Source organism: Paenibacillus timonensis (genome assembly GCF_022427145.1).
GTDB lineage: Bacteria > Bacillota > Bacilli > Paenibacillales > Paenibacillaceae > Fontibacillus > Fontibacillus timonensis.
This window is the reverse complement of record NZ_JAKSXN010000031.1, coordinates 19,911-45,960: the sequence shown is the minus strand read 5'-3', so window position 1 is coordinate 45,960 and position 26,050 is coordinate 19,911. Positions and strand designations below refer to the sequence as shown.

Genomic DNA, 26,050 nt, shown 5'->3' with positions numbered 1-26,050 from the left:
GTGCCAAGAAGCAGCTCCTCCGGTACCTTCCGGCGAACTGCTTCCTGGCGCTAACTAACTTGAACGAATTTGCCTGGCCTTATTCGGAAAGACGAGCTTCCAGCTCGGCCTTTTCCTTCTCGTAACCCGGTTTGCCTAGCAGCGCAAACATGTTCTTCTTGTACGCTTCGACGCCCGGTTGGTCAAACGGGTTGACGCCCAGCAGGTAACCGCTGATGCCGCAGGCTTTTTCAAAGAAATAAACCAGGTAACCAAAAGAGTACGGCGTCATGTCCGGCACGTTCACGACCAGGTTCGGCACTTGGCCGTCGGTATGCGCCAGCAGCGTACCCTGGAACGCTTTCTTGTTGACGAAGTCGAGCGTTTTGCCGGCCAGGAAGTTCAAGCCGTCCAAATCGGCCGGATCGGATTCGATCGTGATGTGGCTAGGCACTTCGGTCACTTGGATCACCGTTTCGAAGATGTTCCGGTTGCCCTCTTGGATGAATTGCCCCATGGAGTGCAGGTCGGTGGAGAAATCAACCGAAGCCGGATAGATGCCTTTGTAATCCTTGCCTTCGCTTTCGCCGTACAGCTGTTTCCACCATTCCGATACGTAATGCAGGGAAGGCTCGTAGTTGACGAGGATTTCCGTCACTTTGCCTTTGCGGTACAACGCGTTGCGGACAGCCGCATATTGGTAGCTGGCGTTCTCGGCGAGGTTCGGGTTGCTGAATTCCTTCGCCGCGTCGGCTGCGCCTTGCATCATTTCTTCAATATTAATACCGGCGGTCGCAATCGGCAACAGGCCAACCGCAGTCAGCACGGAGTAACGTCCGCCCACGTCGTCCGGAATGACGAACGTTTCGTAGCCCTCTTCGGTGGACAGCTTCTTCAGCGCCCCTCTGGCTTTGTCGGTCGTCGCGTAAATGCGTTTGCGGGCTTCTTCCTTGCCGTATTTCTTCTCCAGTGCCGCACGGAAAATGCGGAATGCGATGGCCGGTTCCGTCGTCGTCCCCGATTTGGAGATCACGTTCACGGAGAAATCCTTGCCTTCGATTAGGTCAAGCAGGTGATTCACGTAAGTCGAGCTGATGTTGTTGCCGGCGAAATAAATTTCCGGCGTCTTACGCTTGTCCTTCGGCAGCAGGTTGTAGAACGAATGGGACAGCGATTCGATTGCGGCGCGCGCGCCCAGGTAGGACCCGCCGATGCCGATGACGATCAGGACGTCGGAATCGCTTTGGATTTTGGCTGCCGCTTTCTGGATGCGGGCGAACTCTTCTTTATCGTAGTCGGTCGGCAGGTTGATCCAACCCAAGAAGTCGGAACCTGCCCCGGTACCTTTATGTAGCTGCTCATGAGCCGTGCGAACGGGCTCCGCAAAATAATCGACCTCATGCTGCCCGACGAATTGCAGGGCTTTGCTGTAGTCAAACGTCACTTTTTTGGACATTGCTGAAACTCTCCTCCGTCTAATATTTATCACACTGCACCTATCCAAGAGGAAACGTTCAAATGCTGCTGTCTGGTAAAAAAAGCCGGTCTGAACGCCGCCTCAAACAACTTAAAACTAGGATACTGTAAATTCCCGGCAATGACAAGGGCACAATATACAGGTTTCCACGCGCCGTGCTAAAATAATTAAATGATGTTCAATTCTTTTGGAAGATGGTGACGAACTTGAAAAAAATCGGATTTATCGGCCTCGGGACGATGGGTGCGCCTATGGCATCGAACCTGCTGAAAGCAGGTTATCCCGTAACCGTGTTTAACCGGACTGCATCCAAAGCCGCCCCCCTTGCCGAGCAGGGAGCCGCGGTAGCATCTTCGCCGAAGGAAGCCGCCGCCGGGGCGGACGCCGTAATCACGATGGTCAGCAACGACGAGTCCATCGTCGAAGTATATGAAGGTACGGAAGGCCTGTTAGCCGGAATCCGTCCCGGAACCACCGTCATCGACTGCTCGACCATCTCGCCGGCGCTCGTCAAACGGCTGGCATCGCAGATCGCTGAGCTTGGAGGCGCGTTCCTTGACGCTCCGGTCACCGGCAGCTCGCCGGCCGCGATCGACGGCACGCTCGTATTTATGGTCGGCGGCTCCACGGACGCGCTCACTCAGGTGATGGACTTGTTCGACATTATGGGCAAAAAAGTGCTGCACATGGGCGACAACGGCAGCGGCGCCGTCGCCAAGCTGGCCCACAACACGATCGTCGGCATCAACAACCTGGCGCTCGCCGAAGGTTTTGCCATCGCCTCCAAATCGGGGCTGCCGGCGGACCGCTTCCTGGAACTCGTGCAGTTGGGTTCCGCCGGCAGCAAAGCCGCGGAGCTCAAGGGACGCAAAATCATCGAGCATGACTTCACGAACCAGTTCTCGCTGGCGCTGATGCTGAAGGATCTGAAGCTCGCCTCCGCGCTGACCGACGGCTCAAGCATTCCGGCGCCGATGCTGAGCTTGGCCAAAAGCCTGTTCCAGGCGGGCCAAACCCAAGGCTTCGGCGATGAGGACCTCTCTTCCATCGTTAAAGTGTATGAAGCCTGGATCGGCAAACAAATCGGCGACTAAGCGAAAGCTGACGCTTTGGAAAATGAACATAAAGGCAGGTACAGCGAAGGTTGAATCGCTGATACCTGCCTTTTTGCATGCCGTGTAGACGCTACGTCTTAAGCTCCTGCCCCATAAGAGCAGCAGTAATCGGTGACGCTGCGCACCTCCAGCTTGAAGGAAGACTTGGCCGGAACGGTGAACGTCCCGCGCCCGCTGATTTCCCGCCACAGCGTTTCGCCCGGAAGCAGAACCTTCAGGTCTCCGGACAAAATGTCCATCACTTCCAGCGAATCCGTGCCGAATTCGTATTCTCCGGGGAGCATGATCCCCAGCGTCAGTTTGCTTCCGTCCGGAAGCCAAACGGTCCGGCTCGTGACTTTCCCGTCGAAATAAATGTTGGCTTGCTTCTCTACGGTCACATTTTGCAGTTGTTTCACGTTCCCCTCTCCCTTCTTCCTTCCTGCTCTAATTTACTTCAATTGAGCTTTCACGTGGTTCACCACGTTCTCGACCGTAAAGCCGTACTCTTCGATGACCTTGTCGCCAGGCGCGGAAGCCCCGAACTTGTCGATGGCGATGATCGAACCCTTCTCGCCAACGAAACGCTCCCATCCGAATGGATGCGCCATTTCCACGGCAACGCGGGCTTTGACGTCCGGCAGGATGACGGAGTCCTTGTAAGCTTGATCCTGCTTATCGAACAGATCCCAGCTCGGCAAGCTGATGACGCGAACCTGGATGCCTTCTTCAGCCAAAGCGGCTTGCGCTTTAACCGCGAGCTGGACTTCGGAACCCGTGGCGAGGATCTGAGCAACCGGTTTGCCGTCCTTCGCATCGGATACGACATAACCGCCGCGTTTTACGCCTTCGCGCGCCGCTTCAGCCGTTTTCTCCAGGATCGGCAGGTTTTGACGGGTCAGCACCAGCGCAACCGGATTCGATTTGTTTTCCACCGCGTAAGCCCATGCCGCCGACGTTTCGTTGCCGTCCGCCGGACGAAGGACCGTCAAGCCTGGAATGATGCGCAGGGAAGCCAGCTGTTCGATCGGCTCATGCGTTGGGCCGTCTTCGCCGACCGCGATGCTGTCATGCGTCAGCACGTAAGTGACCGGCAGCTTCATCAGCGCGGACAAACGTACGGCCGGGCGCAGGTAATCGGTGAACACGAAGAACGTGCCGCCGAACACTTTCAGGCCGCCGTGCAGCATGATGCCGTTCATCGCAGCTGCCATGCCGAATTCGCGTACGCCGAAGTACAGGTTGCGGCCGTCGCGGGTTTCCGGCGTATACATGGCCAGATCGTTCAAATGCGTCATCGTCGAGCTCTCCAGGTCGGCGGAGCCGCCCAGCAGCTGCGGTACGTTTGGAGCGAGTCCGTTAAGAGCGTTACCGGAAGCTACGCGCGTGGATACCGCTTTGTCCGTTACGCTGTATTTCGGCAGCTTCGCGTCCCAACCGGACGGCAGATCGCCGGCAATGGCTTGCTCGAATTGCGCAGCCAGCTCCGGATATTGCGCTTTATATTGCTTGAACGTTTCTTGCCAAGCCTGATAGGTAGCAATCCCGCGTTCTTTGACTTTGGCAAAATGCTCGCGCACTTCCTGCGGAACATAGAAATCTTCTTCATATACCCATTTGTAGTTCTCTTTGGTCAGCTTCGCTTCCTCAGCGCCCAGCGGGGAGCCGTGCGTACCGCCATGGCCGCCTTTGCCTTGCTTGTTCGGGCTGCCGTAGCCGATGATCGTCTTCACTTCGATCAGGGTCGGACGTTCAGTGTCGCGTTTCGCTTCTTCGAGCGCCGCTTCGATGGCCGCCAGATCGTTGCCGTCTTCCACGCGCAGCGTTTGCCAGCCGTAAGCCTCGAAACGTTGGCGTACGTTCTCCGAGAAACTGAGGTTCAGCTTGCCGTCCAGCGAGATGTCGTTGGAGTCATACAGGAAAATCAATTTACCGAGCTTCAGGTGTCCGGCAAGCGATGCCGCTTCGCTGGCTACGCCTTCCATCAGGTCGCCGTCGCCGCAAATTCCGTACGTATAGTGGTCGATCACTTTCAAATCGCCTTTATTATAAGTCGCCGCCAGCTGAGTTTCCGCAAGCGCCATCCCCACGGCCATCGCCAAGCCTTGGCCAAGCGGACCGGTTGTCGCATCGACGCCGGCGGTGTGGCCGAACTCCGGGTGACCCGGGGTTTTGCTGCCCCATTGGCGGAATTGTTTGATTTCTTCCATCGGGAGGTCGTAACCGGACAGGTGCAGCAAGCTGTACAGCAGCATGGAGCCGTGGCCGGCGGACAAGACGAAGCGGTCGCGGTTGATCCAGGTTGGTTCGTCCGGATTATGGTTCATCGTTTTGGCGAACAGTTGATAACCCATCGGGGCGGAGCCCATCGGCATGCCCGGATGGCCGGATTTCGCTTTCTCGATCGCGTCGATCGCCAGCGTACGAATGGTGGTGATCGAGAGATTGTCGATCGTATTGTTGTCTGAAAGTGGCATTCGTGTTTCCTCCTTAATTATGAAAAGATCGTTGAAAACCATGAAACTTTAACGCTCCGATTACAAAACAATCATTTTGAAAAAATCATTTTGACTTTATCTATTGTAGCACTTCCTACTCCCCTTTTCCATACCCTTATTCCATTATTCCCAACCCTTCCCCCGCAAATGAGCATTTTTTGTGTGGTTCCTGTCCGGTCTTCAAAAATAGCTTGCTCTTCAGGAACATATGTTCTATACTATGTGAAAACATTCACTCCATGAATCGGCTAACATTCCATCCGAGGAGGCGTTCGTTCCATGATTACCCGAGTTCCAACTCCGTTTAGTTATTCCTCCGCCGTTTCCGCCGGCGATTATGTATTTCTCGGTCTGCACCGGGGTTTCGGCGACGGCTTTACCGCGCAAATTCACGATGCGTTCAGCCAGCTGAAGACCACCTTATCCACCTGCGGATGCCCGCTCGAGCGGTTGGTGAAAGTGAATGTGTATCTCAAGCATATTCAGGACCTGCCTGAGATGGAAAAGGTATTTTTCGAGTATTTCGAGCAAAACCAATGTCCCGCCCGCATGACCTCCACCACGGAGTTCTTCGACGGCGACTGTCTGCTGATGATCGACGGGATCGCTTATCGGGGAGCGGAGTAAATAAGCAAAAACCGGCACCAGGACGAGCCGTCTAGGATGCCGGTTTTTCTTTGCCCGATTGTAATCGGCAAGGTCGGTTAGTTGAAAACGACCGTCTTGTTTTGATGCACCAAAATCCGGTCCTCGATATGCCATTTCACGGCTCGGGCCAGGACGACCCGCTCGATGGTCCGCCCGATTCGCTTCAGCTCGTTCACGTCGTCGCGGTGGCTGACGCGCTGCACGTCCTGCTCGATGATCGGACCGCCGTCCAGCTCCTCGGTGACGTAATGCGCGGTGGCGCCGATGATCTTGACTCCGCGGTCATACGCTTGGGCATACGGCTTGCCTCCCACGAAGGCCGGCAGGAACGAGTGGTGAATGTTGATCAACCGGTTACGGTACGGCTCGATTAACGCCGGGGAGACGATTTGCATGTATCTCGCCAACACGATCAAATCAACGTTGCCGCCGACGATCTCCAGCTGTTTTTGCTCGGCTTCGCGTTTCGTCTCCGGCGTGACCGGAATGTGGTAATAAGGAATCCCAAACGATTCCACGTATTCCTTCATATCCGGATGATTGCTCACGACCATGGAAATTTCGGCGTCCAGATCGCCGGCTTGCCACTGCCAAAGCAGCTCGACCAAGCAATGATCCTCCTTGGACACGAAGATCGCCAGCTTCTTCTTGCGGCTCAGCTGATAGATGTTCCACCCCATCCGGAACTGCGAGGCGATCGCTTCGAAATCGCTCCTCAGCGCCGCAATCCGCCCGTCCAATCCATCCAGATCGAATTCCACCCGCATAAAAAACATGCCGCCCTCCGGGTCCATCGTATACTGGTCCGATTGCACGATATTCGCTCCGTGCTCGTACAGGAAGCGGGAGACCGCGGCGACGATCCCCGGCCCGTCCGGACAGGAGATCAACATGCGCGCGCGGTTGCTCTCATAAGGTTTGACGGGTTGTCCCCCCGTTTTGATATGCGTATCCATTGTTCGCTCATTCCCCTTGCCCCAAATGATGTCTTCGTTATTTACCCGCGCCGGCGAACCAGGCCACCAGACGTTGGTTCACCTGCTCTTCCGTAAGCTCCGGGAACAAACCGGCTTCCATCGCGAGGTCATACAGCCGCTCCATCGGCTCGCGAGGATCGGCTTTCTTGGCTTTGGCATCGTTCTTAAGCAGCGCCCATGTATCCAGCACAAAGGAACGGGACTCGATATCCTGCTTGGCGAAAAAGCCGGCCAGGCGCTCCACGTCGTTCAGGAACGATTCGCCGAACCGCTCGCCGACGTTCCCGCGTAGCAGCGCGATTTCCACTTCGTACATCGGACGTTGGGTTTTCGCATCCTTCCCAACCCAAGGCGTCTCCAGAATGAACGGACGGCCCTGCAACGCCTCGTGGTGGACGACGCGGTGGATCGCATCGAACCCGATCCACCCCGAGCCGATCGGCGTATGGCGGTCTTTGGCCGCTCCTACCGGGTTTTTGCTGTCATTGATATGAACGACTTCGATCCGCTTTAGTCCGATCGTATCGTCGAACTTCTTCAGGACGCCGTCCAGATCATTCACGATATCATAGCCGGCATCATGAATGTGACAGGTATCCAGGCAGATGGTTAAACGCTCGTTGTGTTGAACCTTATCGATGATTTGCGCGATTTCCTCGAAGCTGCGGCCGATTTCCGTCCCTTTTCCGGCCATCGTTTCCAGCGCGATGCAAACGTCGGTTTCGCCCGTACCGTTCAGCACTTCGTTAAGACCCTCCGCAATGCGGTTGACCCCGTATTCGGCATCCTTGTCCGTAAAGGCGCCGGGATGAAGCACGATGTTGCGTACGCCAAGCGCATGGGTACGCCGGATCTCCTCCTGCAGGAAATCGACGGCAAGCTGGTACGTATTCGATTTGTAAGAACCCAAGTTGATAATGTAAGGCGCGTGGACGACGATTTCGCCGATGCCGGCCTGTTCCATCGCCGCCTTGCCTTCTTCAATATTCATCGATTCGATCGGTTTACGCCGCGTATTTTGCGGTGCCCCGGTGTATATCATGAAGGAGCTGGAGCCGTAGGTTACCGCCTCGGCCGTAGCGCTCGGCAGGCCCTTGTCCGAGAACGAAACATGGGAACCAATTTTCAGCAAGGTGTTTTCCCCCTTTTGGACATTAAATCGCTAAACAAACCTATTTTAGCTTGAATGCTGAAATAAATAAAGAAATAAGGTATAATTTTTAGCAGAATATCTCAGTTTTGAAAGATTCAATTTCTACTATCATAATATCCGAATCTTAGCGAAAAGCGAAATCCGTTCCGAGGTGATGAATCGTGTTGCAATCTACCGTTTACATACTGACCGCCCAAGGCCCGAATCGCTGGTTCATGAACAGCATCGCGTTCTGGGGTTTCGTGCTGCTTGGCATGATGGCGATCGGCGGCTTCTTTATGTTCCGCAAGTTTTTGAAGGTGCTCCCGAAGGCGGACGGCAAGTCGAAGCTGGACTGGCAAAACCATTGGGTCGAGCAAAGCCGTCATCTTTGGACGGACGAAGCCAAAGCTTTCCTCGACCGGCTGGTCGAACCCGTGCCGGGGCCGTTCCGCGATATCGCCAAGCATTCGATCGCCGCGGAGATCGGTAAAATCGCGCTGCAGGAGAAGGCTTCCGAAGTCACGCAGGAACACTGCATCCGGGGATATATCGTCGCCACGCCGAAACGCGACAACAAGTTCCTCGTCAAGTTCCTGGAAAAGAACCAGATCGATTACCGGCCTTACCGGCATTTGATGAATAAATAAATGAACTCGCGCGAAAACCATCCGGCTCCTTGTCTTGCACCAGGCAGCCGGATGGTTTGCGTTAGGGAGGATTCGGAGACATGAAAACGGCCATCTTCGGGGGATCGGGGTTTATCGGCCGGGCGTTGGCCGAGTTTTGGCTGAGCCAAGGGCATGAGGTGTTGATCGTCACGCGGGGTGGTGCTGGGGGAACCCGCTGGCTGCGGGAGGCTGACGCTTCCGCAGCTTTGTTTACCTCCGTCACTTGGGCAGAGCTTGAAAGCAGCCCGTCGCGGCTGGAAGGTACTTCGACGATCGTGAATCTGGCCGGAGCTTCGCTGAATCAGCGGTGGTCGAAGCCGACCAAACGGCAGATTTTGGAGTCCCGCCTGGAATCCACCCGGGCGGTTGCCCGCGCCGTTGAACGGATGAACCGGAAACCCGAGGTGATCTTGCAGGGCTCTGCGGTGGGCATCTATGGCACCTCTTTCACGGAAGAGTATGCCGAGAACTCGGCGGTTCCCTTCCCTCCCTCCGATTTTCTTGCTGAAGTGACCACGGCCTGGGAGGAGACGGCGGATCGGGAGTTCCGCGGCGTTCGTATGGTCAAGCTGCGCACCGGAGTCGTGCTGGGACTAGACGGCGGCGCGTATCCGTTGATGCGCCTCCCCTATTTGCTAGGCATCGGCGGCAGCATCGGCAGCGGCAAGCAATGGGTCCCGTGGATTCATCTTCAGGACATGGTAAGGCTGATCGATTACTGCGCAACGCATCCGGAGGTCCACGGCCCGGTAAACGCGGTGAGTCCGCAGCCGGTCACGAATCTTGAATTCGGCCGCACCGTATGCCGCGTGCATCGTCGCCCCTTCTGGCTGCCGTTGCCGGCAACGGTGCTTCGAACCGTACTGGGCGAGATGTCGCTGCTGCTGCTCGAAGGGCAGAAGGTGGCCCCTCATGCCGCGCTTGATGCGGGATTTGCTTTTGCCTTCCCCGATTTGGAATCGGCGGTCGCCGACCTGAAGAAGTCATAACATATGCAGAAACGGCTCGGAGACTGGGAAAACCAGTCTCCGGGCCGTCGTTGTTTCTCCTGCCCGAAACTTACACTCGGGACTTCGTCAACAAATACAGGAAATACGGCGCACCGATGATCGCCACGACGATCCCCGTCGGGATCTCGGCGGGCTGCAGCACCCATCTGCCCAGCGTGTCGCCCAAGATGACGAGCAGACCGCCGGCCAGTGCGGAGGCCGGGAGCAAATACTCGTGCTTGGGCCCAACCAACCGGCGAGCCAAATGCGGCGCGATCAGCCCGACGAAAGAAATGCCGCCGCCTACCGCGACGCAGGAGCCGGTCAAGCCAACCGCAGCCGCCAGAAGGCCAAGACGGGAACGCTCCAGCGGGGTGCCAAGGCCGGTCGCGGTTTGATCGCCCAGGTTGAGCACATTGAGGGCGCGGGCCTTCAGGAACACGTAAGGAAGCAACACGATCAGCCATGGCAGCAGCGCCAGCACGTACTTCCACGACGTGCCCCAAATGCTGCCGACCAGCCAGATCTGCAGCATCTGGAAGTTCTCCGGACGCAACCGCAGCTGGAGCACGATCATCGCCGCGTTGATGCCGGCAGCCACTGCGATCCCGACCAGGACCATCCGTATCGGGAGCAAGCCGTAATTCTTCTTGAAGGAGAGCACGTAAATCAGGGTTGCTGCCCCGGCTGCCCCGAGCAGCGCCAATACCGGCATCAGATACACGGGCGCACTGGCCGTTGTCGGATAGAACGAAATAAACAGCGTTACCGCCAAGCCGGCTCCTGCATTGATGCCCAGCACGCCGGGATCGGCCAGCGGATTACGCGAGATGCCTTGGAAGATGCAGCCGGCAACCGCCATCCCCATCCCGATCAGGACGGAAATCACGATCCGCGGCAACCGAAACTCGTATAGAATCAGCTCTTGCTTATCCGTCCCGAGACCCAGCAGCGTCTTGAACACGTCGAGCGGCGACAGCCGGATAAACCCGGTATTCATGCTAAAGATGAACACCGCGAGGATCAACAGCGCAAACACGGTCATCACGATATAAGCTTTACGGGCTTTTTGCCGCAAATGCACGGGAGCTTCGATGCGGTTCATTCCAATCCCCCTTTCTGCTTCATGGCGAGGTAGAGGAAGAACGGAACCCCGATGACGGCGATCAAAGCGCCGATCGGCGTTTCATGAGGCGGATGAACCATTCGTGCCAAAATATCCGCGAACACCATCAGCAAGCTGCCCAGCAACGCCGAAGACGGGATGACCCAGCGGTAATCGACGCCAACGAGAAAACGGGCGACGTGCGGAACCATCAAGCCAACGAAACCGATGGCTCCGACGATCGAAACGGCACTACCGGCCAGGACTAATACGATGATCATGCCAAGCGCCTTGATCAGACGAGTTCTTTGGCCCAGGCCGGTCGCCACCTCTTCGCCGAGACTGAGCAGGGTAATCGACCTGGACAACAACAGGGCGCAGATCAACCCCGCGAACACCCAAGGCGAAACCAGCTTGATTTGCAGCCAGTTGGCGCCGGCGATCGCGCCGGCGTACCAGAAAGCAAGATCCTGTCCGATCTTGAAGTAAATCGCGATCCCTTCGCTGATCGCGGTGAGCAGCATGCTGACGGCCGCGCCTGCCAACGTCAGCCTGACCGGGGACATGCCTCCCTTGGTCATGGAGCCGATGCCAAAGACGAGCCCGGCACCAAGTCCCGCTCCGATAAACGAATAAAACATCGTTAGCAGGAACGAGGTTCCCGGCATCAACGCGAAGCAAATGGCCAGGGCCAGACCGGCGCCAGAGTTGAGCCCCAATAAGCCGGAATCGGCCATCGGGTTGCGGGTCATCCCCTGCATGATCGCCCCGGCCACCGCCAGCGCCGCGCCGATCAAGGCTGCCGCCAGGGCCCGCGGGAGCCGTAGTTCCATGATGATTTGATGCTGGGTTTGCTCCGCCTGAAAGTGGAACAAGGCGTCCCAGACGGTGGAAAGTTTAATGTCCGCCGCGCCGACCGAAATCGAGAGGCTGATGGCAAACAGCAGCAGCGCCGCGCCGCCGAACAAAATCAAAGTTGCCGCGAGCGGACGGGAACGCAAGCGGGGTTTGTGCGATTGGGTTATTGCCGACATGTCGAGAACCATCCTTTAATGAATTTTGCAGAAAATAAGAGCAAGGAATATGTAATTGAGAATCATTCTCGTTCATTATACCTGCTTTTCCGGCGAGAATCTACGGCCATTTCAAATTTGATCGATAATTTGCCGGTCAAGCGTAGGCGTCAGCTTTCCCTAAAACCTAAATCATGAAACTTCCTCTCCGAACCTAAAGCTCGTTTCCGCCAAGATAAACACGTCGTCCGCCTGCAGTGGATATTCTTTATATGGCGCCACACTCTCCCCGTTCAGCCGGGTTCCGTTTTTCGATCCCAGATCCTTGAGCCGGCAGCCGCGCGAGGTGATCAAAATTTCCACATGGGCACGGGAGACGCCTGTCGTATGCTCTACATATTGAGCGATCTCCTCGGAGCGGCCGATGACGAAACTGCCTGACGCCAGCGGAATCTTTTCCGGCACGCCGCCGGCGGACTCGTACCGCTCTAGGTAATAACGCGGAGCGCGGCCGCTCAGCGGCTGGTCTTGTCCTTGCAGCATGGACCGGTTTAGCAGCACCGTAGGCGGTGATGCCATGGCTTCGGGTTCGGGGTGAGGATTAACTTCCGGCTCGCTTGTCGCTGCAGCCTCCCGCCCCGCGTACGAAATCTCCGTCCGCGGCGCGAACGTTTCCCAAGGTGTCCCGTCCGTCAATGGAGCCGGGGACGTCTTTCTTCCTCCCGGGCGCTCTGCACGTTCCGGGGAAAGCCCTAACAGTCCCGATATCCCTATCGGACGGACAGTCCCCTCCGATACCGGAAACGTTCCGTCTTCGTCTTCCAAGTCAGCGGAGCTGCCGCGAAACTTGCGCCACAGCGCGAATCCGGCGACCGCCAAAAGCATGGTAGCCGCCACACCTAACAACAACCCTACTGTTCCCGGACGATCAAAGTAGAGGAGCTTCCAAACTAAGGCGTCCACAAGGAGAAAGCCGAGCACAAGGTAGGTTGGTTTGACCGGCGTCTCTCGCGGGGCTTTCTCCTCGCTAAGTCCTGGCCACTCTTCCCGATTAACGGTAGGATCAGCAACGTCATCGGCGACGCCAGCCCAAGCCCCCGGTTCCGTCGGTTCCCGTAACGGCAAGTATTCCTTCACGACGACGGAACGAGAGGACGGCAACGAGGGTTCCGCAAGCCGTGGAGACGGCGATGGCGTCCCCCCTGCCACCGCTGCATCGTCCTCTGGCATGATGATCGGTTCGTTCGACAACAAACGGAGCAGTATCTTTTTAAGTTCTCCCAAAGAGAAAAGCTCATCCCCGCATAAGCGGACCAGCTGAGGGATCCCTTCCCCCTCTACCCGTGCGACGCAAGTCAGCAGCCGGGTAATCAACGAAAGTAGCGTCTGGGACAGCGGGGGAACGGCCGACGCTTCCCTCCAGGGGACGTAAGTAAAATATAACGATCCGTTGGATAACGGCTCCTCCACGAAAATATGCGTTTCATCCAGCAGAAACCCGGACGGCGACAACATGTACCTTTTGCTGTCCTCCAGTACGGCAACGACCTGGAGCAATAGACCGTAAAACTCCGGCATGCCGATCTTGTCGCTGCGCAGGCATTGGGACAACATTCTTTTTCCAGTGATGTCGTAATACAGGCTGATCCGGTAATCGATCTCGCGGATATCCAACCGCAATAGATTCGGAACCGGCACCGCTGCCAGCATGGAGCGCTGAACGCGGTTCAGATGCTCGGGCCTCAGCCCCTCTTTGGCCTCAAGGATCATATAGGTTCCGCCGTCCCTGACAAAATCGGCAACCAGCTCCGGCATGATAAGCCCCTCCTCGTTCGTTACATATAGTAGATCGCCAGCATCGCTCCCGGGAGCACCGCTAACATAAACGGAAACTGCAGTTGGTTCTTGGCGGTCGCCTTGATCGGGGCCGTACTTCGCAGCACTGCGGCTCCAAGGACGCTGCCGGCAATCCGGCGCAGACGAACCCCGGCCTCGCGGCGCCAAATCAAGAGAATGATGCCGATGCACCCCGCAGCCAAAATCGAATACATCATCGTCGATAGAGTCAATCCGATGCCCGTCCAGGCCCCAATTCCTGCAAACAGCTTGACATCGCCGCCTCCGACCGCGCGCAGCAAATATAGCGCAAACATCAGCCCAAAACCGGCCGCCGCCCCCAATGCGGCGAACCAAGCCCCCCTCCACCCCTCCGTCAACAGGTGATAAGATAGTCCGGTGCAGATTCCCGTAACCGTGATGACATTAGGAATTTTCATCGTCCTTAAATCCGTCACGAAAGCCGCAAGCAGCATCAGCAAACAACCCCATACTTCTATCAACAATCCTCGCACTTCCTTCCTATTCCGAATGCGGGCTTGCCACCTCGAACGCGGCCGTCGTTCGCAAGCCTTCCTCCGTTTCAATCACGAAACTCCACGTCCCCGGCGTGGTGTTTCCTCCGACCAGCCAAGTCCAGGCGATTCGGCCTTGCTCATCCGCCGTCGCCTCCCCCAAATATTTCGCTTGGCTGACTCCGCTTTTGTAATAGACGGTCAGCTTGGCGCTTGAACCCGGAGCGACCTGGGCCTGGATCGTAGCCCGGTGTCCGGCATATGCCGGGTCGGGCTTGGCGATTACGACCGCCGCTTGACCCGCTTGGCCTTCGCCGTTTCCGGCTCCCGAATCGAGCTCTCCGGTATCCCCGATCCACAACCGTTCCTCCGCCCTCGTTTGCAGCACCATCCGCCGGCCGGTGAACGGTACCTTGAGCGGCAGCACGTAACTTACCTCGAGCCCGAAATAAGGCTGTTTGCCCGTCTTCAAGTCCGGGACCGTGACGCGGCTGACATGCAGGTGGTCCTCTTCCAGCAGGGTTCCTTGCAGAAAGGGGCGCAGCAAAGGCTTGACCAACGGATCCAAAATGGCCTCCGACGTTTTCGCCTTAAGCTCCTGCAGCGGCTCGTCGCCTTTGCGCGCGGCATCCGTTACCCATGTCGACAGAGGGGCCGGCAGGTCGGCGGCATATTGCCCCGCCCATTCCTCTAGCGACAGGGACGGCATACGCCAGGAAAACGGGCCGTTCCCCGATGTTGTTTCCCTGTTGCCGGAGCCCCCTATCTCGGCCGCCTCAGGGCTTCCCTGTCCCGTCTCCCCGGCTGGAGCCGACGTCCCTTGCTGCCCGCTGGTCTGAGCCTCAACCGCGATCGCCACCGGGTAGATATGTGCGGAGACTTGCTTAACCGCATTTGCGGCGGCTGCGTGCAATTGTCCGGATAGCAGCGTCATATGGACAAGGAAAACAAACCAAAACACGACCATCACGAATACGGGAGTAATCAGGGCCGCCTCCAGAGTGATGCTTCCTTCCGCCCCCTTGCCCTGCCAATGACGGGACTTCAGTCCCTTAATACGAAAAGTCCGCTTGTTTGGCAGCATAATACCGGCTTCCTTCCACGTTTCCTTTCACGACGCCAGCCTTCCCCAGCGCTTTGCACACTCCGGGCAAGAACCATAACGGCATCGCCACCGTCACTTTCCCTTGGGCGTAAGTGGGCCGCTCCGCCGGATCGATGCCCGTATTCATCGAGATGACGGCCAGCATTCGCGACAACCGTTTCTCGCTGCGGCCATGCAGCAGCAGGAACAATCGGAGATGGTCCCGATAGGTCAAATCGACCTTGAGATAGTCGCTCAATTGGATCTTCCCTTCCCGGGTTAACGCAAGCATATCCTGCATCGCGTGCTGCACCCCGTAGAGCAGCGCCGCCGCAAAGACCAGCAGCGGATTCCCTTTGGCCGCGTTTTTGCTGAAGCCCTCCATCGTTCGGATCGCCAGCCTCATGGCAAAAATCTCCCCAAACGCCGCCGCGATATTTCCTCCCGGATGATGAGCCCCGTATAAGATGTATTCGACCTCTTGGTGCTCCGGCGCCAAGAGCCCACGGATCGCTTCCGGCTTGTCCGACTGGCCCTTGCCTTCAAGCAGTCCGTTCAAAGCACTGACATCCACGAAGCGAAAATAACTCGCAACGTATTCCATTTGATAGACGGAATCCGACATTCCGCCCATCAGGCCCGCCAAACCGCCATATAGGCCGTCCATGCCAGCCAGTGAGGCCCGTCCCGCCTCGCTAGGGTCATCGCTTAAGGACGTCGAAGCCGATTTCTCCCCGGCAACGGAACGGTTCAATGAACGATTCGCTTCCATTTTCGCCTCCAGCTGATCGAACTTCGTTTGGTATTCGTTTAGTCCGTTTCTAAGCTGTTCGATTTCCCGGATCCAACCGGCGGCATCCTTCAGTTTGGCGCTTGCCGCTTGCTCCGTGGCCTTTCGCTCCTTGTCGGAGGAACGGTGGGCTTCCAGCTTGCGGGCACTCGCCTCCAGGACGTTGTCCGGTCCAGGAGCGACGAACTGGCGCAAATAAGTTTCGCATGCCCGGGCGGCGCTGTTTACGCCCGAAGCGAAGGACAGGGACGAAGCCGTCGCCGCTGCCACGGATCCGGCTTGCGCAAGCAGCGAGCTTCCGGCGTTCCGAAGCCCGGCGAACGCCGCCGTCTGCCGGTTAATCTCCGCGGCCAGGCCGGCGAACGTCTCCTCGGGCAGCAGCAGGGAACCAGCTTGTGCCCGGATATCGGCGATGACATTCCCATCGCTGACTGGATCGGAATTGCCGCCGCGGGTGCTCGGTCCGGCGGCCACTTCGTTATAACCTGCCTGCTCCGGACGCCGCTCCGCTTCTTCGATCGTTTGCCGCATCTGTTCATTAATCTGCCGAACCTCCTCAAGCAGAGCCTGCGCCTGCGGCAGATGCGAGGCATGCTTTTGCTCCGCGGCAAGTTGATCGCGGTTCAGTTCGGCAAACAGGCTGCCGGTTTCGGAACGGTACCGGCTGATTTCCGCCGTATACATCCGATCCTCGGGTTCTTTGCCCGCATCCGCTTCGACTTTGCTCACATAGTCGGGGTATTCAGCCGCGGCATCGGCCAGCGAGGAAATGCTTTCGCTCCAGGCTCCACCGCGGATTCCTCCGCCTCCCCCTGACAACACTTCCGCATAAGGCTTCACCGTTTCGGCGGCTTGCCGCTGTTTATCCAGGAGCTCATCCAGTTTGGCTTCCCGCCGGTCGTACAGCTTTTGCAATTTTCCCAGCAAATTCACCGTATTCGAGGTTTCCTTCATCACTTCGGCCATCGGTTTGAAGCGGTTTAACAGCTCGATGGCAACATCGATCGGCGCCCGGTATTTCATTTGCTCGCGAATCTGCTGCTCAAATACCGGATAGGTTCCGATGGGGCGCAACAATTCGACGGTGGAGGAATCCAGTCGGGCCCCCAGCAGAGGCAGCCCCTCGCTGCGCTTTACCAGCTCGAACTGGTCCTGAAGCACCTTCGACATGATATAATTCCCGTCGGTTTCGCCATAGGCAAACAAGCCGTACCGTTCGGCCAGCTCGCGGTCATAAGCGGACAGGACGGACCTTGAAGCCGCATGCGCCAAAGCCTCCGCTTGGGCTTGCAGAGCGAACATGCGGGAAAAATCGATAAACAGAGCGACAAACGCAAACACCGCGGCAAAAATCACGATAAAAAATACCGTGACTGCCCCTTGCTCCGAGCGGTTCCGTTGAAACACCGGCATTTTCACCTCCTTTCCTACCGTCCCGGTTATTTGCCGAACAGCTTCAGCGCTTCCTGCGCCTCCTGCTTGTCCATTCCCGCTTTATCCTTTCCGCTCCGGAATTTCTCGCCGTAATAACGTGCGAGTTCAACGGTTCGGATCCATTCCACCGGCTCGACGACATAGGCCTCCGCACGTGCCCTCTGGCTGACGTCGTCCATCCAACCCTCCAGCGGGGCCAGCGGCACCAACCGATCCAGTGCAACACTGACCTTGCGCAGCAGCACCCGGTTGTCGTAGCGCATCTCCCCATGGATCCCCTCAGGCAGCCCGACTCCTGTCCGACTTAGCTTCTTAAGCGGGAGCGACTCTCCTTCCCCGCCTGCACCTGCAGGCAAATCCAGCTTTACGGCTCCGCCTTCACCGCCCCATCCAAAAATCGTTTTCAGCATTCCGTCATCCCCCAGGCGCCAATAGAGAGAATCGTACTCCCCTTCGGCCAAAGACCCGGTCATGACTTCCCGATGGCTGTTGTCCCAGGTGTAGGCGGTTCGCTCGGCTGCGACGACGGCAGCTTGCCCCAACAGCGCGTGTTGGTACAGGTAGAGACAGAAGAATAAGAGAAGCAGCACCGTGCAAAAAATCATCGGCAGCACCAAAGAGGCTTCAAGCGTAAAGGCCCCGCGTTGATCTCTCCACAGCTTCATTCCTAGTTCCCGTCCATGAAGCTTTCAGTCTTCGACTTGGCTTTCCCGAGTAAGCTCTCGATGATCGCCTTCAATTGATTGCGGAAGATGACGGCGATAATGACGATCACCGCGATGATCAAAATCATTTCAAGCATTCCGAGCCCTTCTTCATTACGCCAGATCCCTCTGATTTCTTTGCGAAATGCGGTTAACATAGTTACTCCTCCTTTGCATGCACTACAAATTCATGATCATAAACGCCGGTGCTCCAACCAGAATCAGCACCGCCATAAACAGCAGCACCATGGGAAACACCAGCTTGGACGAAGCTTGTTCGCCCAGGGTTTTGCCGACCGCCTTGCGTTTCTCCCAGAGCGAATGGGACAAGTCCCGCAGGGCTAAAGCAAACTCTTCCCCGCCGCGGCGGTAGTTTAACAAAACCGCGGTCGTAAAGGCCGCTACCTCCTGAATGCCGCAACGTTTGCTGAACCCTTCCATCGCTTGCTGAAACGAATCGCCTCCTTCCCATTCCTTTTGCATTTGCAGCAGTTCCCGGTATAGCGGATGGCCGGCCTGCTCCCGCTTGCGGTCAAGACACAGCTTGATCGCCTGCTGAACTGTCGAGCCGGCGCCCACGAGCAGCACGATTTTGTTCAGCAGCTCGGGCAGCTCCAGCAAGACGGCCTGCTCTCGCCGCTGCACCTTTCGATGCAAGTCGTTGATCAATGCCATCGGCACCAACACGGCCAGGAGGCCGCCGATGACGAAACCGGCGACGCCGTTGCTCAGCAGTGTCATCAAACTCCCAAAGACGAGGCATAGATAGCCATACGTGAGCACTTCTGCCAACAGCAGCAGCGTCATATCGCCGCTGCGCCGGTTACCGCCGATTTTCTGCACCGCACGCTGGACTTTAAAGAAGAAGCCGGGAAATCGCTGCGAAACCTTGATCCGCTCCAGAAGCAACAGCATCGGCGGCGCCAGGCGAACAAGCTTTAATCCGTCTAGGGCCAGTCCCGCGTGACCGCGGTAGAGTCGCCGGGATTTGTGATAGGCATAGATCCAGGTTCCGCCCAATAAGAACAGCAGCAGTCCCGCAACCAACAGGTACATCCGCAAACGCCCCCTCTATATCCGAATATCGATGATCTTTAGCATCAGCCAGGCGCAGACCGCAAATAGCAACAAAGCCAGCCCCGAGATCAATAGTCCGGATCCATGGTGCAACGGACGCATATAGTCCGGGGACGTCATCTGCATAAAAAGCAAAAACAAAACGGGTGCCGCCAGCATCGCCTTGGCTTCGAACCGCTTTTGGGCGATCATCACGCCGATTTCCTGGCTGATTTCCAGCTTCTCGCCGATCAGGTTCGAGGTCCGCCGGACAACCTCCACCAGATCTCCGCCTGAACGCTTGCAGGTCGTAAATACATCCGCAAAGTTATCGATGTCCTCCAGCGCCGCCCGGCGGCTGAAATCCAGCAAGGCTTCCTCAATCGGCTGACCGTAATCCATACGAGCGCAAATGATCGCAAGCTCCCGCATCATATCGTTGTCTCCGTCCGGATATAACAGCTTCAAATCATCGATCGCCTCGCGAAAGCCGTTCTCCACCGAGCGGCCGGCAGCCAGCGAGGAGGAGAGTGAATACAGCGCCTGTTTAAAATGCAGGCCCAGGTTATCCCTTCGCCTGCGCAGCAAGTAGCTGCTCCAATACTTCGGCGTATACGCGCCGCCTAGCGAAAGCAGCAGCGCCAGCGGGACGACGCGGAAGAAGATATAACCTAATGCAAAGAAAGCCGCTCCGCCAACCAGCATGCAAACCCCTTTCTGCCGCGGGGTCAGCGGATATACCCGATAATCCGCCAGCTTTGCCGAATCCTCTGTAGACCCCACTCCAGCTTTCCGCCGCAGCAGATCGGCCCGTCTATTAAGCAACAAACGTATCCTCTCCTTCCCGCGCATCAGCTTATCGGCAATCCCGCCATGCGCAGCTTGTCCGTATGGATTAACCCGCTGCCGCTGTTTCGCAGGTCACCGACGATCCGGCCGTTCCGTTCCCCTTCTTCCCGGAACGTAAACAGCGGCCGAAGCACCACCTCCCCTTCGCTTAAACCCGCGACCTCGGAAATTTCCGTCACCCGGCGCGAACGGTCCCTCAATCGCGACAAATGCACGAAAACATCGATGGACGAGGCGATTTGCTGCCGAACGACCGGAAGCGGCAATTCGGCTCCGCTCAGCACCATCGTCTCCAGCCGGCTGATCATATCCGCCGTACTATTGGCATGGCCGGTCGAAAGGCTGCCGTCATGGCCGGTATTCATCGCCTGCAGCATGTCCAGCGCCTCCGCCCCCCGGACCTCGCCGACGATGATCCGGTTGGGCCGCATGCGCAGGGAGGAGCGGATCAACTCACGGACGGTGATTTCGCCTTTCCCTTCCGTATTCGCGTTCCGGGTTTCGAGCGACACCAGATTGGGTACCGTGACGATCTGCAGCTCAGCCGAATCCTCGATCGTGATCACCCTCTCATCGGAAGGGATGAACTGGGACAAGGCGTTTAAGAACGTCGTTTTCCCCGAGCCCGTCCCGCCGCTGATAAAGATGTTGTATTTGCTCCGCACGAGCCGACGCAGCATCTCCGCCGCTTCCTCGCTAAGAGAACCGATCGCGACCAGTTGCTCCATCGTTAAAGGTCGTTCCGGAAATTTGCGGATCGTCATCGTCGGGCCTTTTAAAGCGACGGGGGGCAGCACGATATTCACCCGCGACCCGTCCCGCAGCCGAGCATCGACGATCGGCGACGATTCGTTCACCATCCGATTGACGCCGGACACAATCGTTTGGATGATATCCTCCAAGCGCTCCCGGGATTCGAAGCAGACGGGAATCCGCTGAACCTGACCCTCCCGTTCAACGAAAATCTCTTCATGGCTGTTTATCATGATTTCCGTGACGCTGCGGTCCTCGACGAGCGGTTGAAGCACATCCAGGCCGCGGAACGAATCGTACAGCCTGCGCACCCATTTGCGCTTCTCAGCGGCGGTGGCCCCGCTCAACCGCCGGTCCTCCAGCACGCGCCGCTCGATATAATCCAGCAGCTGGTCGTCGTTCAGGACGGAGGTGACGTCCAGCCCCAGGCGGATTTCACCGCGCAGCGCCGCAAAGTCCGCTTCTTCCATCGCTTATCCCTCCCGCGCCAGAGGAACCGGCCCTTCGCCGTGGAGTTCATGGCAAAGGCGGATGATGTCGCGCTGAAATAGCGGAGAATGCAGCAAATCCCCTTGACGGCTGCCTTGATTCCAAGCGGGAATATAGGATAACGTTGCCTGCAGCTTCAAATCCGGCCTCGGCAAGTCCGCCGACCGTTTCCCCGTGTACCGATTGAGGGCAAAACGGGTTTTCCCGAGCAGCGACCGGTAAAAATCAGGACGAGTCCGTTCAAGATGAGTGAGCCAGCCTCCGGTTTTGCGCATGACCCCCCAATCGTCCGCAACAATCCAAACGATGCGGTCCGCCCGCTCCAGCACCGCTTCCGTGCGGCCGTCCGGAAAGGAGTCCATATCCACGATCACCGTATCATACAAGCCGCTGCCGGCGATGTAATCCATCAGTTCCGCCGTATCCTTGCGTTCCATTTCCAGCAGCTCGTTGAGGTTGTCCGGGGGAGCCAGCGTATCTCCTTGCAGGACGGGATGCCTGTAGGCGTAGGCGGAAATCGGAAACCGGGGCGTCTCCCTCCGATCGTCCGCCGCCTTCAGGTCGTACAGTAGCCGGGCAAACCCCGACTGCCCCTCCCGCGAGCTCTGTCCGGCAAACGGCAATTCGCTGCCGATCGTCTCCAGGTTCAGGTAGAACACCTTCCCCCCTTCCGTCGCCAGCTGCCGGGCGAGATGAAGCGCTACCGTCGTTTTGCCGCAGCCGCCAACGGTAGAGTAAACGCCGATGACCAGCGGCTGCCCGCCGGACCGCATCTGTTTCCCCGGGCCCCCCCGAACGAGCTCGACCACCGAGGAAAGTAACTGATGCAGCGGCTGATACTTCTCTACGCGAAGGCTGCCGGGTTCCTGCGAAACGCCCCCTTCCCCCAGTTCGACGCAGCAAAGCCCCTGCCACTTCAGCGTATCGATCGCCTCCAGATATGCCGGATCGCCTAATATCACGTCGATGTCCCTGCCGGATTCCGCTACATATTGAGCCAATGCCTCCCTTCGGCTGAACGCCGTCACCGCCAACCGCCGGTCAAACTCGCTCGCATGCACATACCGCAAAAACGGGTCGATATACTCCTCCTCTTGCACGGCCAGCACCAATTTGATCGGTACCATGCTCCACCCTCCTTCACCGGAACGAAAACAAAAAAAGCACCGCCCAAAACCCGATATAAATCGGATCATGGACGGTGCTACCGTTCCGCATTCCTGAAATTTACAGTAAGAATATCACAATTATGGATGGTAGACAAGACCTTTTTTATAGAAAGGGGCACTCCTCCTTCTACCCTACCCTTCCTCCAAAAAACGCTCCTTGAGCTCGCGGGTCGGCACCAGGCAGGACTCATCCTTCCCGAACCACCGGTAACGATGCCTGGCGACGAATTGATATGCCGCATCCCGAAGTCCCCGCGGCACGACGATCAGCGCATACAATAGCGGCCAAGGGTATCGCAAGCCTCTGGCTATGCGTAGGGCCGCCGCCGAGCGGGTATAATAAGTCCCGCGTTCTATTAATACAACGCTATCCAGCGATTCCTCCCGCGCTCCCGCAGCTCGCAGCATCCGGCTGCCGGCCTGCGATTGCAGCGAGGCAAAACGGAACCGCCCGGCCGGGTCACGCTTGATAATGAATTTGACCGCTCCCTGGCACAAATGGCAGACGCCGTCAAATAAGATCACGCGCTCATCCCGTTCATTGGGTATCTCTGGCATGCTTCCGCCCCCTCCCCACCTTGAAGGTTCGACGCCTTTATCCTACGTATATATGAAAAAAGCACGGGAAGTTTCCCGTGCTCGCTGTCGCCAGCTGGTCAAAGCATTTACTCGGACGCAAGCTTGTCGAGCCACTGTCCTTCGACCATCTGACGGTTGATTTCACCCGAAAATTTCTCCATGCATTGGCAAATGAAGTCTTTACGGCAGACCGGGCAAGGTGTCTTTTGCAGCCTGCTGACGTTGGTTAACCGCCATTCGGGATTACGGTGGTAAAACACGCGGCACGCCGTACCGTCGGCCATGTTAACGATAAACTCATACAATCCGTCATTTTTGTTGCTGCCGGCCTTGGTTACATTTACAACATTCGGTCTGTAGGACATGTTATCACCCGTATTATCAAATTTCATTCCAGAGCGCAGCTCTTTTAGTACTTAGACATATTAAATAATTTTGATCGGCATGTCAACTTGAAAACCCGCCCAGACGGCTTGATCTGGCGCACATTTTGCATGATCTCTGTTAGAATGTGCATTAAATCACCGCTCCATACCCCAGACGGCGAAAAACAACCGTTGGCAACCCAAAAAAAGAACTTCCCGGATGCTCCGGAAAGTTCTTCGTTAAAGCTTCAATTGATGCGGTCGAGAGGACTCGAACCTCCACGGGCGTAAGCCCACTACCCCCTCAAGATAGCGTGTCTGCCATTCCACCACGACCGCGTTTGTTAAGGCAACGTTCAGACGAACATGGATTATTATATCTTCGCGGTCATGAAAAGTAAAGTGGAATTATTTGTCCATCCGGCCGCCCTTCATCCTCCGATAACGGGTAAATTCGATGTACTCCCGAACGAAAGCCCGCTCGGATTCCGTAAGCGAGACCACAAACGCGTTCCAATCTTTTTCGATGGAGACATATTCCGTTCGCTGGTCTTGCACGTGTTCGGCCTGTTTCTCTCTTCCGGTCATTAACCAGTCCAGGCTCACATCGAAAAAGGCGGCGATTTCCATCAATTTATTCGTACTCGGCGTGGATTTGCCGCGCTTCCAATCCCCGAGATTCCCTGTACTGATTCCCAGTTCAAGGCAAAACGCCTTTTTGGTCATTCCGTTGTTTTTGATCAGCAATTCAATGCGCTCATAGATCGACAACTTCTCTCCAACCTTCCTAAAAAACATTAATGACGCATTTAAGTAATTTAATCATTGTGAAGTAACGCATCTGCGTATATAATAGAGTGAAATAATGCGATTCTTTTCCATGCGTATTTTCGTTTAAAGAAAGGGCCTTATCGAGGTAAACATACGCCTATATCTTATCACAGGGCCGGCAAGTACTTAATAGGTCGGAAGACTGCCCTGATTTCATGACAGGAGCGCACCCGCCGTGAATGAGAATCCCCGTTGGAAAGAACCCTATCATTCGTTGAATCAGAGTGTTGCCATCTTGGACCCTAGCGGAATGATCGTCTCCGTCAATCGGACCTGGGCAAACCGAGCCGTTTTTTTGGGCGTTGCTCCCGGTTGGGCTCAACCCGGATTTAATCTCTTTCAGTATTTCAAGCATGGGCCGCATCACCTTACTTATTTTAACGTCCGCCAGCTGCTGGAGCAATTTTCACGGATCCTGAACGGAGACGTCGAGATATTCGCATTCGAATTCAAGGCGCCAACCGCCGAAGAGGGGTTATGGTTTCTCGCCGAATTCACCCCGTATATTGAAGAAGCAACCGCCCCTCCCCAAGGCATCGTGATCACCTGCACCGATATCACCCGGCTGAAGCGTCAGGAAATGCAAATGCAGCATGCATTGGAGCAAATCCGAACGCTCCGGGGGCTTTTGCCGATTTGTGCCGTTTGCAAGAAAATCAAGGACGAAAACGAGATGTGGAGCACGATTGAAGCCTACCTGATCAAACATACCCACGCGGAATTCACCCACGATATTTGCCCCGATTGCATTCGGGTATTGTATCCCAAGTATTCCTCAATCCTGGATCTGCCGCCCCAGCCGGAATAATGTTGTACTTGCTAGCCTATCGATTTTTCGGCTTTGGGCCGGGCGGTTTCTGTCCGCCCCGATCTCATCCGGCTGATCTGCTGCCCTAACGTAGCGCCGGCCAAGCCGCCGACGATTAAGCCGATCCCGCCTAATTGAAGCATACCCGCCAAAGTAGCGAGCACGGCTCCGCAGCCTGCGGCAGCCATTAACGGCAACGTACGTTCACCTCCGGCAAGCAGCGCAATGAAGAGCGCCGGCAGCGCAAAAGTCAGTACTTCGGCCAGCTCCGCGGTGACAAAGCTGCCCAGTCCGGTGCCCACAGCCGTCCCTGCAACCCAAGATCCATAGATCGCCATCGCGAAGGTTATATAATAGGAAGGCAGCAATGGTTCCCCTTGCGCAGCCCGGCTAGCAGTCACCGCAAACCCTTCGTCCGTAAGGCCCATCGCCGCCAACCACTTTCGGGATTCCCGCCAATGTGCCAAATAGGGTCCCATCGTCGCTCCATACAGGACATGACGCATGCTTAACAGCAGCAAGGTCGTTACGATCGTAACGGGAGCCGCGGCGGAAGCCAACATGCCAAGCAGCATAAATTGGGCTCCTCCCGAGAAAATCCATACCGAGCTGAACACGGCAATTCCTTCATTCAGCCCACCCGACGCAGCGAGCACGCCATATGTCATGGACAGCGGAAAATATGCAAGCATGATCGCGAATGCATCCCGCAGACCCATCTGGATCTCTTCTCTTCGATTCGGCCGATTCATTCGGTCCATGCGTGCTCCCCTCTCTTCTCTAATCTTTATCTATCCAGCCTATCCTATCCAAGCATGGAAGCCGGCATAAAATAACACGCCCGCAGCGACCGTCAACAGAAGCCGGCGCGACCACCAGGCGATGATCATCGTTGGTATGGCGGCGAACAGCATCGAATTCTCCGCAAGCGGAATCCACTTTCCGTCCTTGAGCAGCAGAAGCGGGCCGATCAAAGCGCCGAGCACGGCAGGAGACACGTAGGACAGCCATTCCTTCGTCGAGTCGGACCATCGGACCCGGCTCCCTAAAACCAAGGAACCTGCCCGCAATAAATAAGTTCCTGCTCCAATCAGAATAATAATCCAAAGCTGGGTTGCCACGTCTTGATCTCTCCTTGACCTGAAATGCATTTCATAATTTATACTCTAAAAAGACAGACAACACCCACCAAACGATGGGCTAGG

27 protein-coding genes and 1 tRNA gene are annotated in these 26,050 nt (G+C 56.6%); 5 read left to right on the top strand and 23 right to left on the bottom strand.

Going from position 1 to position 26,050, the window contains the following annotated elements:
* Positions 1-79 precede the first annotated feature (79 nt).
* Complete coding sequence (locus tag MJ257_RS13730) at positions 80-1,435, bottom strand: glucose-6-phosphate isomerase (protein WP_240269769.1); 1,356 nt, start codon at positions 1,433-1,435, stop codon at positions 80-82.
* Positions 1,436-1,662: 227 nt separating this feature from the next.
* Between MJ257_RS13730 and MJ257_RS13725 the strand changes: the two genes are divergently transcribed.
* The gene (locus tag MJ257_RS13725) at positions 1,663-2,550 is read left to right on the top strand and encodes an NAD(P)-dependent oxidoreductase (RefSeq protein ID WP_240269787.1); all 888 of its coding nucleotides are present in this window, start codon (positions 1,663-1,665) and stop codon (positions 2,548-2,550) included.
* A 98-nt stretch (positions 2,551-2,648) separates the two neighbouring features.
* On the opposite strand, the gene ppnP is transcribed toward MJ257_RS13725, so the two are convergent.
* Together ppnP and tkt are read right to left on the bottom strand one after the other, a co-directional pair.
* Complete coding sequence (gene ppnP, locus MJ257_RS13720) at positions 2,649-2,969, bottom strand: pyrimidine/purine nucleoside phosphorylase (RefSeq protein ID WP_240269768.1); 321 nt, start codon at positions 2,967-2,969, stop codon at positions 2,649-2,651.
* A 33-nt stretch (positions 2,970-3,002) separates the two neighbouring features.
* A complete protein-coding gene (gene tkt / locus MJ257_RS13715) occupies positions 3,003-5,027 on the bottom strand; it encodes a transketolase (protein ID WP_240269767.1) in 2,025 nt (674 codons plus the stop codon).
* Between the two features lie 300 nt (positions 5,028-5,327).
* On the opposite strand from tkt, the gene MJ257_RS13710 reads away from it, so the two are divergent.
* Complete coding sequence (locus MJ257_RS13710; protein WP_240269766.1) at positions 5,328-5,675, top strand: RidA family protein; 348 nt, start codon at positions 5,328-5,330, stop codon at positions 5,673-5,675.
* Between the two features lie 77 nt (positions 5,676-5,752).
* On the opposite strand, the gene purU is transcribed toward MJ257_RS13710, so the two are convergent.
* Positions 5,753-6,652 (bottom strand): formyltetrahydrofolate deformylase, encoded by a 900-nt coding sequence (gene purU / locus MJ257_RS13705; protein ID WP_240269765.1) that lies wholly within the window; start codon positions 6,650-6,652, stop codon positions 5,753-5,755.
* A gap of 37 nt (positions 6,653-6,689) precedes the next feature.
* A complete protein-coding gene (locus MJ257_RS13700; protein ID WP_240269764.1) occupies positions 6,690-7,805 on the bottom strand; it encodes a deoxyribonuclease IV in 1,116 nt (371 codons plus the stop codon).
* A gap of 236 nt (positions 7,806-8,041) precedes the next feature.
* Here MJ257_RS13700 and MJ257_RS13695 point away from each other — a divergent pair, with 236 nt between their 5' ends.
* Together MJ257_RS13695 and MJ257_RS13690 are read left to right on the top strand one after the other, a co-directional pair.
* Positions 8,042-8,455 carry a DUF2621 domain-containing protein gene (locus tag MJ257_RS13695; protein ID WP_240269786.1) on the top strand — a complete coding sequence of 138 codons (414 nt, stop codon included), beginning with the start codon at positions 8,042-8,044 and terminating at the stop codon, positions 8,453-8,455.
* Positions 8,456-8,535: 80 nt separating this feature from the next.
* Positions 8,536-9,465, top strand: coding sequence for a TIGR01777 family oxidoreductase (locus MJ257_RS13690; protein ID WP_240269763.1), 930 nt, complete (start codon positions 8,536-8,538; stop codon positions 9,463-9,465).
* Between the two features lie 70 nt (positions 9,466-9,535).
* Here MJ257_RS13690 and MJ257_RS13685 read toward each other — a convergent pair whose 3' ends face one another.
* From MJ257_RS13685 to MJ257_RS13610, 16 genes are all read right to left on the bottom strand, one after another.
* Positions 9,536-10,570 carry a FecCD family ABC transporter permease gene (locus MJ257_RS13685; RefSeq protein ID WP_240269762.1) on the bottom strand — a complete coding sequence of 345 codons (1,035 nt, stop codon included), beginning with the start codon at positions 10,568-10,570 and terminating at the stop codon, positions 9,536-9,538.
* A complete protein-coding gene (locus MJ257_RS13680) occupies positions 10,567-11,604 on the bottom strand; it encodes a FecCD family ABC transporter permease (protein ID WP_240269761.1) in 1,038 nt (345 codons plus the stop codon). The genes MJ257_RS13685 and MJ257_RS13680 overlap by 4 nt, the downstream gene beginning before the upstream one ends.
* A gap of 171 nt (positions 11,605-11,775) precedes the next feature.
* Positions 11,776-13,398, bottom strand: a complete 1,623-nt coding sequence (locus MJ257_RS13675) for a DUF6382 domain-containing protein (RefSeq protein ID WP_240269760.1) — start codon at positions 13,396-13,398, stop codon at positions 11,776-11,778.
* Between the two features lie 20 nt (positions 13,399-13,418).
* Complete coding sequence (locus MJ257_RS13670; RefSeq protein ID WP_372489804.1) at positions 13,419-13,934, bottom strand: A24 family peptidase; 516 nt, start codon at positions 13,932-13,934, stop codon at positions 13,419-13,421.
* Positions 13,935-13,941: 7 nt separating this feature from the next.
* On the bottom strand, positions 13,942-15,018 hold the full coding sequence (locus MJ257_RS13665; protein ID WP_240269759.1) for a pilus assembly protein: 1,077 nt from the start codon (positions 15,016-15,018) through the stop codon (positions 13,942-13,944).
* Positions 14,987-17,221, bottom strand: coding sequence for a hypothetical protein (locus MJ257_RS13660; RefSeq protein WP_240269758.1), 2,235 nt, complete (start codon positions 17,219-17,221; stop codon positions 14,987-14,989). The genes MJ257_RS13665 and MJ257_RS13660 overlap by 32 nt, the downstream gene beginning before the upstream one ends.
* Before the next feature lie 26 nt (positions 17,222-17,247).
* The gene (locus MJ257_RS13655; protein WP_240269757.1) at positions 17,248-17,907 is read right to left on the bottom strand and encodes a pilus assembly protein; all 660 of its coding nucleotides are present in this window, start codon (positions 17,905-17,907) and stop codon (positions 17,248-17,250) included.
* A gap of 2 nt (positions 17,908-17,909) precedes the next feature.
* Positions 17,910-18,104 (bottom strand): Flp1 family type IVb pilin, encoded by a 195-nt coding sequence (locus MJ257_RS13650; RefSeq protein ID WP_240269756.1) that lies wholly within the window; start codon positions 18,102-18,104, stop codon positions 17,910-17,912.
* 22 nt (positions 18,105-18,126) lie between these two features.
* Positions 18,127-19,002 carry a type II secretion system F family protein gene (locus MJ257_RS13645; protein ID WP_240269755.1) on the bottom strand — a complete coding sequence of 292 codons (876 nt, stop codon included), beginning with the start codon at positions 19,000-19,002 and terminating at the stop codon, positions 18,127-18,129.
* 15 nt (positions 19,003-19,017) lie between these two features.
* A complete protein-coding gene (locus MJ257_RS13640; protein WP_372489803.1) occupies positions 19,018-19,854 on the bottom strand; it encodes a type II secretion system F family protein in 837 nt (278 codons plus the stop codon).
* Positions 19,854-21,074 (bottom strand): TadA family conjugal transfer-associated ATPase, encoded by a 1,221-nt coding sequence (locus MJ257_RS13635; RefSeq protein ID WP_240269753.1) that lies wholly within the window; start codon positions 21,072-21,074, stop codon positions 19,854-19,856. Before MJ257_RS13635 ends, MJ257_RS13640 begins: the two co-directional genes overlap by 1 nt.
* A gap of 3 nt (positions 21,075-21,077) precedes the next feature.
* On the bottom strand, positions 21,078-22,220 hold the full coding sequence (locus tag MJ257_RS13630; RefSeq protein ID WP_240269752.1) for a nucleotide-binding protein: 1,143 nt from the start codon (positions 22,218-22,220) through the stop codon (positions 21,078-21,080).
* A 174-nt stretch (positions 22,221-22,394) separates the two neighbouring features.
* Positions 22,395-22,820 (bottom strand): thiol-disulfide oxidoreductase DCC family protein, encoded by a 426-nt coding sequence (locus MJ257_RS13625; protein ID WP_240269751.1) that lies wholly within the window; start codon positions 22,818-22,820, stop codon positions 22,395-22,397.
* 107 nt (positions 22,821-22,927) lie between these two features.
* Positions 22,928-23,206: a hypothetical protein gene (locus MJ257_RS13620; RefSeq protein WP_068787039.1), complete on the bottom strand. Its 279-nt coding sequence runs from the start codon at positions 23,204-23,206 to the stop codon at positions 22,928-22,930.
* Positions 23,207-23,462: 256 nt separating this feature from the next.
* Positions 23,463-23,545 (bottom strand) — tRNA-Leu (locus MJ257_RS13615).
* A 69-nt stretch (positions 23,546-23,614) separates the two neighbouring features.
* Positions 23,615-24,004: a helix-turn-helix domain-containing protein gene (locus tag MJ257_RS13610; protein ID WP_372489802.1), complete on the bottom strand. Its 390-nt coding sequence runs from the start codon at positions 24,002-24,004 to the stop codon at positions 23,615-23,617.
* A gap of 208 nt (positions 24,005-24,212) precedes the next feature.
* On the opposite strand from MJ257_RS13610, the gene MJ257_RS13605 reads away from it, so the two are divergent.
* Positions 24,213-24,845, top strand: a complete 633-nt coding sequence (locus MJ257_RS13605; protein WP_240269749.1) for a nitrogen regulation protein NR(II) — start codon at positions 24,213-24,215, stop codon at positions 24,843-24,845.
* A gap of 11 nt (positions 24,846-24,856) precedes the next feature.
* Here MJ257_RS13605 and MJ257_RS13600 read toward each other — a convergent pair whose 3' ends face one another.
* Both MJ257_RS13600 and MJ257_RS13595 read right to left on the bottom strand, forming a co-directional pair.
* Positions 24,857-25,606, bottom strand: coding sequence for an AzlC family ABC transporter permease (locus MJ257_RS13600; protein WP_240269748.1), 750 nt, complete (start codon positions 25,604-25,606; stop codon positions 24,857-24,859).
* A 39-nt stretch (positions 25,607-25,645) separates the two neighbouring features.
* Positions 25,646-25,966 (bottom strand): AzlD domain-containing protein, encoded by a 321-nt coding sequence (locus tag MJ257_RS13595; protein ID WP_240269747.1) that lies wholly within the window; start codon positions 25,964-25,966, stop codon positions 25,646-25,648.
* Positions 25,967-26,050 lie beyond the last annotated feature (84 nt).

Excerpts from the sequence above, each read along its gene's own strand:
- MJ257_RS13625 (WP_240269751.1), bottom strand. The coding sequence starts at position 22,820 with ATGCCAGAGATACCCAATGAACGGGATGAGCGCGTGATCTTATTTGAC.
- MJ257_RS13650 (WP_240269756.1), bottom strand. The coding sequence starts at position 18,104 with ATGTTAACCGCATTTCGCAAAGAAATCAGAGGGATCTGGCGTAATGAA.
- MJ257_RS13675 (WP_240269760.1), bottom strand. The coding sequence starts at position 13,398 with ATGCCGGAGCTGGTTGCCGATTTTGTCAGGGACGGCGGAACCTATATG.
- MJ257_RS13680 (WP_240269761.1), bottom strand. The coding sequence starts at position 11,604 with ATGTCGGCAATAACCCAATCGCACAAACCCCGCTTGCGTTCCCGTCCG.
- MJ257_RS13635 (WP_240269753.1), bottom strand. The coding sequence starts at position 21,074 with ATGGAAGAAGCGGACTTTGCGGCGCTGCGCGGTGAAATCCGCCTGGGG.
- MJ257_RS13660 (WP_240269758.1), bottom strand. The coding sequence starts at position 17,221 with ATGCCGGTGTTTCAACGGAACCGCTCGGAGCAAGGGGCAGTCACGGTA.
- MJ257_RS13640 (WP_372489803.1), bottom strand. The coding sequence starts at position 19,854 with ATGCGCGGGAAGGAGAGGATACGTTTGTTGCTTAATAGACGGGCCGAT.
- MJ257_RS13730 (WP_240269769.1), bottom strand. The coding sequence starts at position 1,435 with ATGTCCAAAAAAGTGACGTTTGACTACAGCAAAGCCCTGCAATTCGTC.
- MJ257_RS13665 (WP_240269759.1), bottom strand. The coding sequence starts at position 15,018 with ATGCTGCCAAACAAGCGGACTTTTCGTATTAAGGGACTGAAGTCCCGT.
- MJ257_RS13645 (WP_240269755.1), bottom strand. The coding sequence starts at position 19,002 with ATGTACCTGTTGGTTGCGGGACTGCTGCTGTTCTTATTGGGCGGAACC.
- MJ257_RS13630 (WP_240269752.1), bottom strand. The coding sequence starts at position 22,220 with ATGGTACCGATCAAATTGGTGCTGGCCGTGCAAGAGGAGGAGTATATC.
- MJ257_RS13690 (WP_240269763.1), top strand. The coding sequence starts at position 8,536 with ATGAAAACGGCCATCTTCGGGGGATCGGGGTTTATCGGCCGGGCGTTG.
- MJ257_RS13600 (WP_240269748.1), bottom strand. The coding sequence starts at position 25,606 with ATGGACCGAATGAATCGGCCGAATCGAAGAGAAGAGATCCAGATGGGT.
- MJ257_RS13685 (WP_240269762.1), bottom strand. The coding sequence starts at position 10,570 with ATGAACCGCATCGAAGCTCCCGTGCATTTGCGGCAAAAAGCCCGTAAA.
- MJ257_RS13620 (WP_068787039.1), bottom strand. The coding sequence starts at position 23,206 with ATGTCCTACAGACCGAATGTTGTAAATGTAACCAAGGCCGGCAGCAAC.
- MJ257_RS13695 (WP_240269786.1), top strand. The coding sequence starts at position 8,042 with ATGAACAGCATCGCGTTCTGGGGTTTCGTGCTGCTTGGCATGATGGCG.
- MJ257_RS13655 (WP_240269757.1), bottom strand. The coding sequence starts at position 17,907 with ATGAAGCTGTGGAGAGATCAACGCGGGGCCTTTACGCTTGAAGCCTCT.
- MJ257_RS13710 (WP_240269766.1), top strand. The coding sequence starts at position 5,328 with ATGATTACCCGAGTTCCAACTCCGTTTAGTTATTCCTCCGCCGTTTCC.
- MJ257_RS13610 (WP_372489802.1), bottom strand. The coding sequence starts at position 24,004 with ATGTTTTTTAGGAAGGTTGGAGAGAAGTTGTCGATCTATGAGCGCATT.
- tkt (WP_240269767.1), bottom strand. The coding sequence starts at position 5,027 with ATGCCACTTTCAGACAACAATACGATCGACAATCTCTCGATCACCACC.
- purU (WP_240269765.1), bottom strand. The coding sequence starts at position 6,652 with ATGGATACGCATATCAAAACGGGGGGACAACCCGTCAAACCTTATGAG.